At 70.5% G+C, this 15,470-nt stretch carries 14 protein-coding genes; 3 read left to right on the top strand and 11 right to left on the bottom strand.

Going from position 1 to position 15,470, the window contains the following annotated elements; translation table 11 throughout:
* The first annotated feature begins 67 nt into the window (after nucleotides 1–67).
* Both ACFWV2_RS06340 and ACFWV2_RS06335 read left to right on the top strand, forming a co-directional pair.
* Nucleotides 68–688: a DUF47 domain-containing protein gene (locus tag ACFWV2_RS06340; RefSeq protein ID WP_384402413.1), complete on the top strand. Its 621-nt coding sequence runs from the start codon at nucleotides 68–70 to the stop codon at nucleotides 686–688.
* A 5-nt stretch (nucleotides 689–693) separates the two neighbouring features.
* Entirely contained in the window at nucleotides 694–1,692 is a 999-nt protein-coding gene (locus tag ACFWV2_RS06335) for an inorganic phosphate transporter (RefSeq protein WP_360794143.1), read from the top strand.
* A 297-nt stretch (nucleotides 1,693–1,989) separates the two neighbouring features.
* On the opposite strand, the gene pstB is transcribed toward ACFWV2_RS06335, so the two are convergent.
* The 11 genes from pstB to mshD all read right to left on the bottom strand — a co-directional run bounded on the left by pstB (nucleotide 1,990) and on the right by mshD (nucleotide 13,432).
* Nucleotides 1,990–2,766, bottom strand: coding sequence for a phosphate ABC transporter ATP-binding protein PstB (gene pstB, locus ACFWV2_RS06330; protein ID WP_360794145.1), 777 nt, complete (start codon nucleotides 2,764–2,766; stop codon nucleotides 1,990–1,992).
* 24 nt (nucleotides 2,767–2,790) lie between these two features.
* Entirely contained in the window at nucleotides 2,791–3,864 is a 1,074-nt protein-coding gene (pstA, locus tag ACFWV2_RS06325; RefSeq protein ID WP_384402408.1) for a phosphate ABC transporter permease PstA, read from the bottom strand.
* A complete protein-coding gene (gene pstC / locus ACFWV2_RS06320; protein WP_360794149.1) occupies nucleotides 3,861–4,835 on the bottom strand; it encodes a phosphate ABC transporter permease subunit PstC in 975 nt (324 codons plus the stop codon). The genes pstA and pstC overlap by 4 nt, the downstream gene beginning before the upstream one ends.
* 104 nt (nucleotides 4,836–4,939) lie before the next feature.
* Complete coding sequence (gene pstS, locus ACFWV2_RS06315; protein ID WP_384402405.1) at nucleotides 4,940–6,082, bottom strand: phosphate ABC transporter substrate-binding protein PstS; 1,143 nt, start codon at nucleotides 6,080–6,082, stop codon at nucleotides 4,940–4,942.
* Between the two features lie 235 nt (nucleotides 6,083–6,317).
* Nucleotides 6,318–6,731: an NUDIX hydrolase gene (locus ACFWV2_RS06310; RefSeq protein ID WP_384402402.1), complete on the bottom strand. Its 414-nt coding sequence runs from the start codon at nucleotides 6,729–6,731 to the stop codon at nucleotides 6,318–6,320.
* Nucleotides 6,728–7,732 (bottom strand): CHAD domain-containing protein, encoded by a 1,005-nt coding sequence (locus ACFWV2_RS06305; RefSeq protein ID WP_384402399.1) that lies wholly within the window; start codon nucleotides 7,730–7,732, stop codon nucleotides 6,728–6,730. The genes ACFWV2_RS06310 and ACFWV2_RS06305 overlap by 4 nt, the downstream gene beginning before the upstream one ends.
* On the bottom strand, nucleotides 7,719–9,986 hold the full coding sequence (locus tag ACFWV2_RS06300) for an RNA degradosome polyphosphate kinase (protein WP_384402396.1): 2,268 nt from the start codon (nucleotides 9,984–9,986) through the stop codon (nucleotides 7,719–7,721). The genes ACFWV2_RS06305 and ACFWV2_RS06300 overlap by 14 nt, the downstream gene beginning before the upstream one ends.
* A 225-nt stretch (nucleotides 9,987–10,211) precedes the next feature.
* Nucleotides 10,212–11,159 (bottom strand): ABC transporter permease, encoded by a 948-nt coding sequence (locus ACFWV2_RS06295; RefSeq protein WP_384402393.1) that lies wholly within the window; start codon nucleotides 11,157–11,159, stop codon nucleotides 10,212–10,214.
* A complete protein-coding gene (locus tag ACFWV2_RS06290; RefSeq protein WP_384402390.1) occupies nucleotides 11,156–12,004 on the bottom strand; it encodes an ABC transporter ATP-binding protein in 849 nt (282 codons plus the stop codon). Before ACFWV2_RS06290 ends, ACFWV2_RS06295 begins: the two co-directional genes overlap by 4 nt.
* On the bottom strand, nucleotides 12,001–12,387 hold the full coding sequence (locus ACFWV2_RS06285) for a GntR family transcriptional regulator (RefSeq protein WP_073820063.1): 387 nt from the start codon (nucleotides 12,385–12,387) through the stop codon (nucleotides 12,001–12,003). The genes ACFWV2_RS06290 and ACFWV2_RS06285 overlap by 4 nt, the downstream gene beginning before the upstream one ends.
* 118 nt (nucleotides 12,388–12,505) lie before the next feature.
* Entirely contained in the window at nucleotides 12,506–13,432 is a 927-nt protein-coding gene (gene mshD / locus ACFWV2_RS06280; protein ID WP_384402388.1) for a mycothiol synthase, read from the bottom strand.
* A 152-nt stretch (nucleotides 13,433–13,584) separates the two neighbouring features.
* Between mshD and ACFWV2_RS06275 the strand changes: the two genes are divergently transcribed.
* The gene (locus ACFWV2_RS06275; RefSeq protein ID WP_384402385.1) at nucleotides 13,585–15,417 is read left to right on the top strand and encodes a bifunctional metallophosphatase/5'-nucleotidase; all 1,833 of its coding nucleotides are present in this window, start codon (nucleotides 13,585–13,587) and stop codon (nucleotides 15,415–15,417) included.
* Nucleotides 15,418–15,470 lie beyond the last annotated feature (53 nt).

The following is a 15,470-nucleotide window of genomic DNA, read 5'->3' as shown; positions in this document are numbered from 1 at the left end:
GTTAGCCGTGGCCGGATGATGCGCCTAGCATCAGCCTGACCGAAACCCAGCACCCCGAGGACCTCACGTGCGATTTCGTCTGACCCCCAGGGAGACGAGCTTCTACGACATGTTCGCCGCCTCCGCGGACAACATCGTCACGGGCTCCAAGCTCCTGATGGAACTGCTCGGAGCGGAGCCTTCCGCCCGGGCCGAGATCGCGGAGCGGATGCGGGCAGCGGAGCACGCCGGCGACGACGCGACCCACGCGATCTTCCACCAGCTGAACTCCTCCTTCATCACACCCTTCGACCGCGAGGACATCTACAACCTCGCGTCGTCCCTCGACGACATCATGGACTTCATGGAGGAGGCCGTCGACCTGGTCGTCCTCTACAACGTCGAGGAGCTCCCCAAGGGTGTCGAGCAGCAGATCGAGGTGCTGGCGAGGGCGGCGGAGCTGACCGCCGAGGCGATGCCGAACCTGCGGACGATGGCCAACCTCACCGAGTACTGGATCGAGGTCAACCGGCTGGAGAACCAGGCGGACCAGATCCACCGGAAGCTGCTCGCCCAGCTCTTCAACGGCAAGTACGACGCCATGGAGGTGCTCAAGCTCAAGCAGATCGTCGACGTGCTGGAAGAGGCGGCCGACGCGTTCGAGCACGTGGCCAACACGGTGGAGACCATCGCGGTCAAGGAGTCCTGAACTTCGTGGACACCTTCGCTCTGATCGTGACCATCGGTGTCGCGCTCGGCTTCACGTATACGAACGGCTTCCACGACTCCGCCAACGCCATCGCCACCTCGGTGTCGACGCGGGCGCTGACCCCCCGCGCCGCGCTGGCGATGGCCGCGGTCATGAACCTCGCCGGCGCCTTCATGGGCAGCGGGGTCGCCAAGACGGTCAGTGAGGGTCTGATCGAGACGCCGCACGGCGACAAGGGGATGGGCATCCTCTTCGCCGCGCTGGTCGGCGCGATCATCTGGAACCTGGTCACCTGGTACTTCGGTCTGCCGTCCTCCTCCTCCCACGCGCTGTTCGGCGGCATGGTGGGCGCGGCGCTCGCCGGTGGTACGGAGGTCATCTGGGGCGGAGTCCTCGACAAGGTCATCATCCCGATGTTCATCTCGCCGGTCGTCGGTCTCGTGGCCGGTTACCTGGTGATGTGCGCGATCATGTGGATGTTCCGCAAGGCCAACCCGCACAAGGCCAAGCGCGGCTTCCGGATCGCGCAGACGGTGTCGGCGGCCGGCATGGCGCTCGGTCACGGTCTGCAGGACGCCCAGAAGACGATGGGCATCGTGGTGATGGCCCTGGTCATCGCCGATGTCCAGCAGGCCGGCGACGACATCCCGGTGTGGGTGAAGGTCGCGTGCGCCGTGATGCTGTCGCTCGGTACGTACGCGGGTGGCTGGCGGATCATGCGGACGCTCGGCCGGAAGATCATCGAGCTGGACCCGCCGCAGGGTTTCGCGGCGGAGACGACGGGGGCGTCGATCATGTTCGGCTCCGCGTTCCTGTTCCACGCGCCGATCTCGACGACCCATGTCATCACCTCCGCGATCATGGGCGTGGGCGCGACCAAGCGCGTCAACGCGGTGCGGTGGGGTGTCGCCAAGAACATCATCCTCGGCTGGTTCATCACCATGCCGGCGGCGGCGCTGGTCGCGGCGACGAGCTTCTACGTGGTGCAGTTGTTCTTCGGCTGACGGGTGACGCCGCTCGGTGATGCTGGGGGTCCGGGGGTTATCTCCCGGGGGATGCGGTATCACCATGCCGGCGGCGGCGCTGGTCGCGGCGACGAGCTTCTACGTGGTGCAGTTGTTCTTCGGCTGACGGCGTCGGCCGAGTACGGAAACGGGCCCGGCTCCCTGGGGGGAGCCGGGCCCTTCGTCGTACGGTGGCACCGCCATGCAGCACCGTAGACGCTCTTGCCCCGCACGTGGTGACCCTGGGCCGGGGGCGATTCGCTGCCCCCGGTGGTGGGTTCACACGGGCTGGACGTCCTATCCGAACCGGCCCGAGATGTAGTCCTCGGTCGCCTGGACGCTCGGGTTGGAGAAGATGCGCTCGGTGTCGTCCAGCTCGATCAGCTTGCCGGGCTGGCCGACGGCGGCCAGGTTGAAGAAGGCCGTACGGTCCGAGACGCGGGCGGCCTGCTGCATGTTGTGCGTCACGATGACGATCGTGAAGCGTTCCTTCAGCTCGCCGATGAGGTCCTCGATCGCCAGCGTCGAGATCGGGTCGAGTGCCGAGCAGGGCTCGTCCATCAGCAGGACGTCGGGCTCGACCGCGATGGCGCGGGCGATGCACAGGCGCTGCTGCTGACCGCCGGAGAGGCCGGAGCCCGGCTTGTTGAGGCGGTCCTTGACCTCGTTCCACAGGTTGGCGCCCTTGAGGGACTTCTCGACGATCTCGTTGAGCTGGGCCTTCCTGTAGCTGCCGTTGAGGCGCAGGCCCGCCGCCACGTTGTCGAAGATCGACATGGTGGGGAAGGGGTTGGGGCGCTGGAACACCATGCCGACCGTGCGGCGCACGGCGACCGGGTCGACGTGCGAGCCGTACAGGTTCTCGTCGTCCAGCATCACCTTGCCCTCGACGCGGCCGCCGGGGGTGACCTCGTGCATGCGGTTCAGGGTGCGCAGGAAGGTCGACTTGCCGCAGCCGGAGGGGCCGATGAAGGCCGTCACGGAGCGGGGCTCCACGGTCATGGAGATGTCGTCGATCGCCTTGTGGGCGCCGTAGTACGCGGAGAGGCCGCTGACGTCGATGCGCTTGGCCATGTGAATCACTTCCAATTGCCGCGGTCAGCGGCCGGTCTTGGGGGCCTTCCAGCGGGCGATGCCGCGGGCCACCAGGTTGAGGATCATGACGAAGGCGATCAGGACGAGCGCGGCGCCCCAGGCACGGGCCATCGCGGCGTCGGTGCCGACGGCGAACTGCTCGTACACGTAGAGCGGCAGGGAGGACTGCGCGCCTTCGAAGGGGTTCGGGTTGATGAGCTTCGTACCGAACACGAGGAGCAGGACCGGGGCCGTCTCACCGGTGATGCGGGCGACCGCGAGCATGACGCCCGTGGTGATGCCGCCGATCGCGGTGGGCAGGACCACCTTCAGGATGGTGCGCCACTTCGGGATGCCGAGGGCGAGGGAGGCCTCGCGGAGCTCGTTCGGGACGAGCTTGAGCATCTCCTCGGTGGAGCGGACCACGACCGGCATCATCAGGATGGACAGGGCCATCGCGCCGGCGAAACCGGAGGGGCCGAAGCCCAGCATCAGGTTCCAGGTGGCGAGGATGAAGAGGCCGGCGACGATCGACGGGATGCCCGTCATGACGTCGACGAAGAAGGTGACGGCCTGGGCGAGCTTCCCGCCGCCGTACTCGACGAGGTAGACGGCGGTGAGCAGACCGATGGGCGCGGCGATCACGGTCGCGATGCCGACCTGCTCGATGGTGCCGAGCAGCGCGTGGTAGACGCCGCCGCCGGCCTCGGCGTCGAGGACGCCGTTCATCGAGTGGCTCAGGAAGTAGCCGTCGAGGACGTCCATTCCCTTGCTGATCGTGACCCAGGCGAGGGAGAGCAGGGGGACGACGGCGAGGACGAAGCAGACCCAGACGATGCTGGTGGCGACGCGGTCCTTGGCCTGGCGGCTGCCCTCGACCTTGGTGGTCAGGGCGTAGGTGACGACGACGAAGAGCAGCGCGGCGATCATGCCCCACTGGACCTTGCTGTGCCAGCCGGCGCCGAGCCCGATGCCGATTCCTCCGGCGATCGAACCCGCGGCGACGGCGGCCGGCGTCCAGCGGGGGAGCCGGGCGTGCGAGAGGGACCCGGGGCGGGAGGCCACGGCGACCGGACGATCCTGAACGGTGTGGCTCATGCCGCTGCCCCCGAGTACTCCTTGCGGCGGCCGATGATCCAGCGGGCGGCGCCGTTGACCAGCAGGGTGATGGCGAAGAGGACGAGACCGGAGGCGATCAGCGCGTCCCGCCCGAACTCGTTGGCCTCGTTGAACTTGGCGGCGATGTTCTGCGCGAAGGTGCCGCCGCCCGGGTCGAGCAGGTGTCCCGAGATGAGGAAGCTGGGGGAGAGGACCACGGCGACGGCCATGGTCTCGCCGAGCGCGCGGCCGAGGCCCAGCATGGAGGCGGAGATGATGCCGGAGCGGCCGAAGGGCAGCACCGAGATGCGGATGACCTCCCAGCGCGTGGCGCCGAGGGCGAGGGCGGCTTCCTCGTGCATCTTCGGGGACTGGAGGAAGACCTCACGGGTGACGTTGGTGATGATCGGCAGGATCATGATCGCCAGCAGGATGCCCACGGTGAAGAGGTTGCGGGCGACGCCGTCGCTGGACTTGTCGAAGATGTACGTCCAGCCGAGGTACTGGTCGAGCCACTGGTTCAGGCCGTCCAGGTACGGGACGAGGAAGATCGCGCCCCAGAGGCCGTAGATGATGCTGGGCACGGCGGCGAGCAGGTCGACGACGTACGCGAGCGGCTTGGCCAGCCTGCGCGGCGCGTAGTGCGAGATGAAGAGGGCGATCCCGATCGCGACGGGCACGGCGATGAGCATCGCGATGATCGACGAGACGACGGTGCCGAAGGCCAGGACGGCGATGCCGAAGACCGGCGGGCTGCCCGCGGGGTTCCACTCGAAGGTGGTGAAGAAGTTGGTGCTGTCCTTGGAGATGGCGAGGACGGCGCGGTAGGTGAGGAAGCCGGCGATCGCGGCCATGATGACGAGGAGGGTGATGCCGGAGCCTCGGGACAGGCCGCTGAAGATGCGGTCCCCGGGCCGGGACGCGCCCTTGGCGCGCCGGCTCCTCTGTATGTCTGGTGTGGTGGTAGCCATCTGCTTCTCCGGTCTGCGGTGCCCCTACGGGTGCGGGGCTCCTGGCGGCGGTGCACCGGATGCCGGGCCGGCCCCCCAGAAGAGGGGCCGGGCCCGGCCGGGGGTCAGGACAGGGTGGGGACGATCGCGCGGACCTTCGCGGCGATCTCGGCCGGGAGCGGGGCGTAGCCGGCGTCGGTGAGGACCTTCTGGCCCTCCTCGCTCACGGTGTAGTTGAGGAACGCCTTCAGGGTCGGCAGGGTCTCCGCCTTGTTGCCCTTGTCGCAGGCGATCTCGTAGGTGACGAGGACGATCGGGTAGGCACCCTCGGCCTTCGTCGCGTAGTCCAGGGAGAGGGCGACGTCGTTGCCGGTGCCCTTGACCTTGGCGGCGGCGATGGCCTTGGAGGCGTTCTCCGAGGTGGCGGCGACCGGGGCGGCCGCGCCGGTGTTGATGCTGACGGTGGAGATCTTGTTCGCGGTGGCGTACGAGAGCTCGAAGTAGCCGATGGAGCCCTCGGCGTCCTTGACGGCGGTGGCGACGCCGGAGGAGCCGTTGGCGGCCTGGCCGCCCTGGGCGGGCCACGACTTGGCCTTCGGGTCGTGCTTCCAGTCTGCCGCGGCGGCGGTCGAGAGGTACTTGCCGAGGTTCTGGGTGGTGCCCGACTCGTCCGAGCGGTGGAAGGCCTGGATGTTGCTGTCGGGAAGCTTGGCGCCCGGGTTCAGCTTGGCGATCGCCGGGTCGTTCCACTTGGTGATCTTGTTGTCGAAGATCTTGGCGATGGTGGAGGCGTCCAGGACGAGGTTGTCCACGCCCTCCAGCTTGTAGCCGATGGCGATGGGGCCGCCGACCATCGGGAGGTTGACACCCTTGCCGCCCTTGCAGATCTTCTGCGACTCGGCGACCTCTTCGTCCTTCAGGGCGGAGTCGGAGCCCGCGAAGGCGACCTGGCCCTGGTTGAACTTGGTGATGCCGCCACCGGAGCCGATGCCCTGGTAGTTGATCTCGACGCCCTCACAGGCGGCCTGGAAGTTCTTGACCCACAGGTCCATCGCGTTCTTCTGCGCGCTGGATCCGGCGGCGAGGAGCTGGCCCTTGGCGCCCTCGCACGCGATGCTCGACGCGGCGGCGGAGGACGTGGTGCCGTCCTGCTTGGCCGGGGTCTGCGCGTTGTTGTCCGAGCCACACGCCGAGAGGACGAGCGCACCGGAGACGACGAGGGCACCGATCGCGGAGGCGCGAAGCCCGTTCTTGCGCGAAAGCTTCACTTTCGGGTGTTCCTTCCAGAAGCCGCCTTGTCGCGGACCGAGTGTCCTGAACGTTCTACGGCGGCGTGTGTCGGTTGGCGGTGCGTCGCTGTGCTCCGAGCACCGTGTACGTCCGAAATTAGGCAGAACAGGTGAAGCCGTCGGCCGAACAGGGTGAACGGGAAGTGAACCGTGCCGTAAGCCCGGGTGCGGGGTCCCTGGGCGGGCGTCGCCGAGGAGCCCCCGAGGCCGTGCGTCAGTGGCGGGAAATCGCCACGGCCAGGCCCAGGAGCTCCCGGTCCCGGGGCATCGTGAGGCGGGCCCCGGCGGCGGCGGGAGGCAGCCAGAGCAGGGCGTCGACCTCCTTCGACGGGGCGAAGGTGCCGCCCAGGGCGCGGGCCGCCCAGTAGGCGACCTCCTTGGGACGCCCGTCCACCGTGTAGTGGACCGTCGGCAGACGGGCGCCGAGCTCGCAGCGCTGCCCCGTCTCCTCCCGGACCTCCCGCAGCGCGCACGCCTCCGCCGTCTCGCCGCGCTTCCGCTTGCCCTTCGGATGCGACCAGTCGTCGTACTTCGGCCGGTGGACGAGCGCGACCTCGATGCCGTGGCCGGAAACCGCCGGGCGCCAGAGCACGCAGCCGGCGGCGAGGACCGGAGCCCGGGTGCTCATGGGACCGGCGCCGTCGTTCTCCGCCAGGCGCGCTGGAACGCGAAGCGGGCCGCCTCGACCTCGTGGCGCTGGTCGGCGTGCAGGACACCCAGGGCGTACGCGGTGGCCGGGGCGATGCGCGGGGTGCGGGCGGCGGTGGCGGCGGCCGTCGCGGCCTCGGCGGCGTCGCGGTGCCGGTCCAGGGCGCGGGCCGCCTCGTACAGGACGGGGTCCGGTTCACCGCCGGTGTGCAGAGCCTCCGTGGCGTACCGGTGCAGGCGCAGCAGGAGCCGGGTCTGGTGCCAGGGCAGGTCCTGGCCCTCCCCGGCGGCGAGCCCGAGGGCGTCCGCGTTGTACGGGTGGGCCGCCCGCGTCAGGGGCAGGGCGGCCACCGCGTCCAGGAGGCGCCGCTCGGCGACCTCGGCGGGCCCGTCCAGGACCTCGACGGCGGGGGCGGTGCCGACGGGGCCGAGCGGGACCTCGGACGCCAGGAGGGCGACGGCGTCGGCGACGGCGTGGAAGCGGGCCGAGCCGAGGGCCTGGAGGGACGCCGAGTGGGCGCGCGTACGGGCCAGGGTCAGCTGGCGTTCGAGGAGGGCGCCGGCCCGGGCGGCTCCCACGCTGAGACCGGCCGCGTCCCCGCCCCGGGCGGCGGGCACGGGCCCGCCGCCGCCGTTCGTACCGATCGATCCGCTCGACAGGCGGGACAGGGCGTCCACCAAGCGGACGAGCCGGGACGTGCAGGCGTGCTCAAGGGCCAGGGTGCCCGAGAGCCAGGCGAGCTCGGTGCGCAGCTGGTCCGCCCAGGCCTGGTCGAGCAGCGGCCGGAACGTGTGGAGCGTGCCGCTGATCCGGCGGGCGGCGCCCCGCAGCGTACGGGCCGCCTCCTCCGCCCCTGCGGTGTCCGAGCCGCTCTCGGCGTGGAGCCGGAGGCCGCGGAGGAAGTCCGCGGCACGGGCGTGCAGGTAGGGGGCCAGCACCTCGCCCGCCGTCAGGTCCTGCGCGTGGTCAGGGTTGTGCACGCCGGCGCCTCCGCGCGTCGATGAGCATCTCCTGGACGTGCCGCAGTGGCCGCCCCTCGGCGTCGGTCGCGTGCCGCGTCCAGTTCCCGTCGGGGCCGAGGTGCCAGGAGGAGGTGGTGTCGGACATCCCGGTCTCCAGGAGCCGGTTGAGCGCCGCCCGGTGGGCCGGGTCCGAGACCCGTACGAGGGCCTCTATCCGCCGGTCCAGGTTGCGGTGCATCATGTCGGCGCTGCCGAACCACACCTCGGGTTCGCCGCCGTTGCCGAAGGCGAAGACCCGGGAGTGCTCCAGGAAGCGGCCGAGGATCGAGCGGACCCGGATGTTCTCCGAGAGGCCGGTGACCCCGGGGCGTACGGCGCAGATCCCGCGGACCCAGATGTCGACGCGGACGCCGGCCCGCGAGGCCTGGTAGCAGGCGTCGATGATCGCCTCGTCGACCAGCGAGTTGACCTTGATCCGTACGTACGCGGGGCGGCCCGCGCGGTGGTGGACGATCTCCTTCATGATCCGGGAGACCAGACCGTCCCGCAGCGACTTCGGGGCCGTGAGCAGACGCCGGTACGTCTCGCGGCGGGAGTAGCCGGAGAGCCGGTTGAACAGGTCGGAGAGGTCCGCGCCGACCTGCGGATCGGCCGTGAGCAGCCCGAGGTCCTCGTACAGCCGGGCCGTCTTCGGGTGGTAGTTGCCGGTGCCGACGTGCGAGTAGCGGCGCAGCAGCTCGCCCTCCTGCCGGACGACGAGCGACAGCTTGCAGTGGGTCTTCAGGCCGACGAGGCCGTACACGACGTGGCAGCCGGCCTCCTCCAGCTTCCGGGCCCACTTGATGTTGGCCTGCTCGTCGAAGCGGGCCTTGATCTCGACGAGGACGAGGACCTGCTTGCCGGACTCGGCGGCGTCGATCAGGGCGTCCACTATCGGCGAGTCGCCCGACGTCCGGTACAGCGTCTGCTTGATCGCCAGGACGTCCGGGTCGGCGGCCGCCTGCTCCAGGAAGGCCTGCACGGACGTCGAGAACGAGTCGTACGGGTGGTGGAGCAGCACGTCCCGCTCGCGCAGCGCCGCGAACACGTCCGGCGCCGACGCCGACTCGACCTCGGCGAGGTCCCGGTGGGTGCCGGCGATGAACTTCGGGTACTTCAGCTCCAGCCGGTCCTGCCCGGCGATCCCGAACAGCCCGGTCAGGTCCAGCGGGCCGGGCAGCGGATAGACCTCGGCGTCGGAGACCTTCAGCTCCCGCACCAGCAGGTCCAGGACGTACGGGTCGATGGACTCCTCGACCTCCAGGCGCACCGGCGGGCCGAAGCGGCGCCGCATGAGCTCCTTCTCCAGGGCCTGGAGCAGGTTCTCGGTGTCGTCCTCCTCGACCTCCAGGTCCTCGTTCCTGGTCACCCGGAACATGTGGTGCGCCAGCACCTCCATGCCGGGGAACAGCTCCTCCAGGTGCGCCGCGATCACGTCCTCCAGGGGGACGTACCGCTGCGGGGAGGCCTCCAGGAAACGCGTCAGGAGCGGCGGCACCTTCACGCGCGCGAAGTGGCGGTGGCCGCTGACCGGATTGCGTACGACCACGGCGAGGTTGAGGCTCAGGCCCGAGATGTACGGGAAGGGGTGGGCCGGGTCCACGGCCAGCGGGGTGAGGACCGGGAAGATCTGCTGCCGGAACAGGGTGAACAGGCGCGCCTGCTCCTTCTCCGTGAGCTCGGGCCAGCGGATCAGGTGGATGCCCTCGTCGGCCAGGGCCGGGGCCACGTCCTGCTGGAAGCAGGCGGCGTGCCGGGCCATGAGCTCGCGCGACCGCGTCCAGATCAGGTCCAGGACCTCGCGGGGCTGCAGCCCGGAGGCGGAGCGGGTGGCGACGCCGGTGGCGATACGGCGCTTGAGGCCGGCGACCCGGACCATGAAGAACTCGTCCAGGTTCGAGGCGAAGATCGCGAGGAAGTTCGCTCGTTCGAGGAGGGGGGTCGTCGGGTCCTCGGCGAGTTCGAGGACGCGCTCGTTGAACGCGAGCCAGCTGCGCTCCCGGTCGAGGAAACGCCCCTGGGGCAGCTCGTCGCCGAGTGCGCCGTCGTCCTCGTACGTGTCGGGATCGGCGTCCAGGTCGGGGTCGAGATCGGTCACGACGGTGCCGTTGACCACCTGCGCGCGGTGGGCGGCTATGGAACCGACGGACGGCTGGGCGGACGACGGGCCGTCGGACGGGGCGGACTGCGTGGCGGAGGACTGGACCGGGACCTCGGCGGGCTGCTTGCTCATGACCCCATTCTTCCGCGCGAGGGGCTGCTCAGGCGCGTCGGAACGGACCGCGGGGGAGGGAAGTCTCCCCTTGGGGAGACCGGACACGGAGCGCTTCATTGCGTGAGCGTCGCAAGCGCGTCTGAATGGCCGGTAACGGGGACGTGTCGTACGGGAATCGGGGGCGGGGCCCTTGGTCAGGATCCCGCCCCCGATTCCCCCTTACGGGTGACGGACGCCGGCTTCCTACGGGTGACGGGCGCGCAGCACGCGGAAGGCGGCGTAGGCCGCGAGGGCGGCGAGGGCGAGGGCGATGCCGGTCTCGATGAGCTGGGTGGGCCAGAAATGGGACGGGGGGTGGTAGTCGAGGTACTCGGCGGCGGCCTTCACGTCGGTGCGGCAGCCGGACGGGGGCGCGTCCGGCGGGCAGAACCAGCCGGACATGCGCTGCCCCGTGTCGGAGAGCAGCCCCTGCCCCGTGATCAGGCCGTTGTCGGGCATGTGCAGGGTGGAGGCGTTCGGTACGGCCGGGCCGGTGATCGTCCGCACCGGGAGGAAGTCCCAGCGGTAGGCGCCGAGGACCAGCAGGAGCAGGCCGACGATCCCTCCGGTCACGGTCATGGCCACGAGGGTGCGCCGGACGAGCAGGCCGACGAGGGCGCCGACGGCCACGGCGAGCAGGGTGTAGGCGGTGAGGACGGTCCCGGTGATCTCGTACGCGCCGCGGTCCGCCCAGTGCAACTGGCTGCTGCCGCCGACGCGTACCCAGCCGATCCAGTAGACCGCCGTGAGCAGCCCGACGGTCGCGAGTGCCACGGCCACGGCCGTGAGCAGCTTCGAGCCGAGCCAGCGGACAGGGCTCACCGACTGGGTGAGCGACAGCTTGTACGTGCCCGACTCCACTTCGCGGGCGATCAGGGGGCCCGCGACGAACGCGCCGACCAGCAGGGGGAGCAGGATCATGCCGAGGGAGAGGTACTCCATGGCCCAGCGGAGCATGGCGTAGCCGTCGTTGTCGGGCGCCACGTCCCGGTACCCGTCCTGCACGTACACGTCCGGGGTCCGCGCGTCCCAGACGCGCAGCCCCCCGATCGCCGCCAGGGCCGAGGCCACCAGCGCGCCCGCCAGCCAGAGCGTCCTGCGGTACTGGCGGACCGTCACCCAGTAGGGACCCTTCAGGGTGAGCGCGCTCATGCCGGGGCTCCTTCGGTGGTGCGGAGGTGGGCGAGGAGGAGGTCCTCCAGGGAGGGCTCCCGGGTTCGCCAGGGGCCGTCGACCGGGCCTTCGTGGCGTACGAGCGCGGTGAGTTGCCGGCCGGCCGTGCGGGACTCGACGACCGTGTGCGGGGCGAGGTCCGCGATCGGGCCGGTGAGCAGGGTGTGGGCGGCGAGGAGTTCGTCGACGGGTCCGTCGAGGCGGACCCGGCCGCCGTGGAGCAGGAGGAGGTGGTCGCAGGCGCCCTCCAGCTCGGTGAGGATGTGCGAGGACATGACGACGGTGGTGCCGTGTTCGGCGGCGTCGGCCATGAGCAGGCCCATCAGCTGGTGCCGGGCGAGCGGGTCGAGGTCCGCCATCGGCTCGTCGAGGAGCAGCAGTCCGGGCCGCTTGCCGAGGGCGAGCGCGAGGGTGACGCGGGTGCGCTGGCCGCCGGAGAGGTCGCGTACGAGGGTGTCCGAGGAGAGGCCGCCGCCGTCGACGATCCGCTCGGCGAGGGCGGGGTCCCACCGGCCCGGGTTGAGTTCGCGGCCCATGCGCAGGGTGTCGGCGACGCTGAGCCGGGGGTGCAGCGGCTTGTCCTGGGCGACGTACGCCAGGTGTTCGCGCCCCGGGGCCGTGAGGGTGCCCTCGGTGGGGCGGAGGAGTCCGGCGGCGAGGGCGAGGAGGGTGGACTTGCCCGCGCCGTTGGGTCCGACGAGGGCGCAGATCCGGCCGGCGGGGAGGGTGAAGTCGCACTCCCGGAGGGCCCAGCCGCGGCCTTTTCGTCCTCCGTACCGTTTGCCGAGCAGGTCGGCCTCCAGCGCGATGCCGTCCTTGGTCATGCGTCGTCCCCCTCGAAGTGTTCCTTCAGTACGGATGTGAAGAGCGCGGCCACGTCCTCGCGGTCCAGGCCCGACGCGCGGGCCCGGCGGGCCCAGTCGGCGAGTTCGCCGCGCAGGGGCGAGTCGGCGGGGCCGGTGCCGAGGGTGGCGCGGACGAAGGTGCCGAGGCCGCGGCGGGCCTCGACGAGGCCTTCGCGTTCGAGCTCGCGGTAGGCCTTGAGGACCGTGTTGGGGTTGATGGCCGTCGCTTCGACGACCTCGCGTGCGGTGGGCAGTCGGTCGCCGGGTTCCAGGAGGCCCATGCGGAGGGCCTGTTTCGTCTGCTGGACGATCTGGAGGTAGGTGGCGACGCCACTGCGCCGGTCGATGCGGTACTCGACCACGATCCCTTTCACCACCCTTTCACTAGTCAAGTAGTGAAAGGGTGGTGCAAGGAAGGGGGCGGTGTCAACCGCCCCCTGTCACGCGGGCGGTGTCAACCGCCCTCTGCCATGCGCTCGTTCAGGACTCCGTGCGGTACATCAGGTCCACCTCGTGCGTGGTGAAGCCAAGCCCCTCGTACACCCGCACCGCCGCGGTGTTGTCCGCGTCCACGTACAGCATCGCCGTCGGCAGCCCCTGCGCCGCCAGGTGCCGCAGGCCGATCGCCGTGAGCGCCTTGCCGAGGCCGCCGCCCTGGGCGTCGGGCAGGATGCCGACGACGTACACCTCGCCGAGCTGCTCCTCGGCGTGGGTCTTCGTCCAGTGGTAGCCGATCAGCCGGCCGTCCTTCTCCGCGAGGAAGAATCCCTTCGGGTCGAACCACGGCTCGGCCGTCCGGTCGTCCAGGTCCCGCTGGGTGAGCGAGCCCTGTTCCGGGTGGTGGGCGAAGGCGGCGGCGTTGGCGGCAAGCCAGGCCGCGTCGTCCTGGCCGGGGGCGAAGGTCCGGACGGTGACGCCCGTCGGCAGCACCGGTTCCGGGATGTCGAGCGGGACCAGCGAGCGGCGCAGCTGGCGCAGTTCGCGGAAGAGCGTCAGGCCGAGGACCTGGGCGAGGTGCCGGGCGGCGGACTTGCCGCCGTGCGCCCACACGCGCAGCCGCTTGCCGGAGGCGGTGAGCAGGGCGGTGCCGAGGGCCCGGCCGTGGCCGCGGCCGCGGTGCGAGGGGTGGACGACCAGTTCGGCCGCCGGGGCCTCGATGGGGTCGGTCTCCTCCAGCTGGGCGTAGCCGTAGAGGCGCGGGCCGACGGTGAGCAGGAAGTGCCGCACGCCCTCGCGCCTGCCGTTCCGCAGGTAGAGCCGCCCCTGTTCGGACACGGCGTGCAGGCCGTCGGCGTCGTCGGCGGCCTCGAGCAGGTCCAGTACGTCCTGGATCTGCTCGGGCGTGAGCTCGTCATACGTGTGGATCTGCCGTCCGGGTTCGAGGGCCGGTGCCGCGTCGGAAGTCATGGGCACGAGCCTACGGCGACACTTCGTCAGCCAGAGGCAACTGTCTTGTAACCGGCCGACCCCTGTTGCGCTACGCGCGTTGACTCTAGGCTGCACGCGCAACACGGAGTAGATCAAGGCCGCGAAACGGGGCAAGGGGACGAGTGGGAGAGATGGCAGCGACACCGAGGAAGAACAAGACGGGGCGGCGCGTTCTGGCCGTCGGGGCGGGGCTCGCGACCGTCGGGGCTCTCGTCGCGGCGATACCTTCGTCGGCCGGTGCCGCCGGGGACCGGTTCGACGCGGGGTACGGGAACGGCAAGGGCTGGGGCCGGATGGTCGACGTCCAGCTGCTGTCCTTCAACGACCTCCACGGCAACCTGGAACCGCCGACCGGATCGTCGGGCCGGGTCACGCACCGCGACGAGGACGGTACGACCCGGACCATCGAGGGCGTCGGCGGCGTCGAGTACCTCGCCACGCACCTGCGGCAGGCCCGGCAGGGCAACCCGTACTCCGTCACCGCCGCCGCGGGCGACATGATCGGCGCCTCGCCGCTGGTCTCCGGGCTGTTCCACGACGAGCCGACCATCGAGGCGCTGAACCGGCTGGAGCTCGACGTGAGCTCGGTCGGCAACCACGAGTTCGACGAGGGCGCGCGCGAGCTGGCCCGCATGCAGAACGGCGGCTGCCACCCGACGGAGGGCTGCTTCGAGAAGGGCAGGACCTTCAAGGGCGCGAACTTCCCTTACCTCGCGGCCAACGTGACGGACGAGAAGAGCGGCAGGCCGCTGCTCGACCCGTACTTCGTCTGGGAGCGCAACGGCGTCAGGATCGGCTTCATCGGCGTCACCCTCGAAGGCACGGCGAACATCGTGTCCGCCGAGGGCATCAAGGGCCTGAAGTTCGGCGACGAGGTCGAGACGATCAACAAGTACGCCAAGATCCTCGAGCGCAAGGGCGTCAAGTCGATCGTCGCCCTGCTCCACGAGGGCGGCGCGCCGGCCTCGGGCGCGTACAACTACGACTGCGACAGCCCGGGTCCCGGCGACGGCATCTCCGGCCCGATCGTCGACATCGCCAAGAACGTCAGCCCGCAGGTCGACGCGCTGGTCACCGGCCACACCCACCAGGCGTACGCGTGCACCGTCGCGGACCCGGCGGGCAAGCCGCGCACGGTCACCTCGGCGGCCTCCTTCGGCCGGCTCTACACCGACACGACGCTCACCTACGACCGTCGCACGAAGGACATCGTCCGCACCGCCGTCGCGTCCGCGAACCACGTCGTCACCCGTGACGTGGCCGCGGCCGACGACATGAGCAGGCTGATCAAGCGCTGGAAGGACCTGGCCGCGCCGATCGCCGGCCGTCCCGTCGGCCACATCGCCGCCGACATCGACAACCCCCTCGACGCGGGGGTGTACGAGAAGCCGCTGGGCAACCTGATCGCGGACGCGCAGCTGGAGGGCATGGCCCCGGCCGACAAGGGCGGCGCCCAGCTGGCCCTGATGAACCCGGGCGGTGTGCGCGCGCCCCTGGTCCACAAGGCGTCCGGCACCGAGGGCGACGGGGTCGTGACCTACGGCGAGGCGTACACCGTCCAGCCGTTCACCAACATGATGACGGCGGTCGACCTGACCGGCGCCCAGCTGATCACCACGCTCCAGCAGCAGGTCAGCGGCGCCAACCTGGCGTCCCCGAAGATCCTCCAGGTGTCGAAGGGCTTCACGTACACGCTGGACATGACGAAGACCGGCGCCGACCGGATCGTGGTCGGTTCGGTGCGGCTGAACGGTGAGGCGATCGACCCGGCGAAGACCTACCGGGTCGCGATGAACGAGTTCCTGTCCGGCGGCGGTGACGGCTTCGCGGTCCTGAAGGAGCACAGGAACAAGCTGGTCGGCGCGTCCGACCTGGACCTGTTCACCGCCTACCTGGCGGCCCACTCCTCGGCCGCCGCGCCGCTGGCCCCGCCGGCGACGGACCGCATCACGGTCGTCAAGTAGCCCTTCCGGGCCCCTGGGCGAGGGGGCGGCGGACCGTTTCGACGGGCCGCCGC

The organism is Streptomyces sp. NPDC058671 (assembly GCF_042716475.1).
Taxonomy (GTDB): Bacteria; Actinomycetota; Actinomycetes; order Streptomycetales; family Streptomycetaceae; genus Streptomyces.
This window is presented reverse-complemented; position numbering and strand designations above follow the sequence as displayed.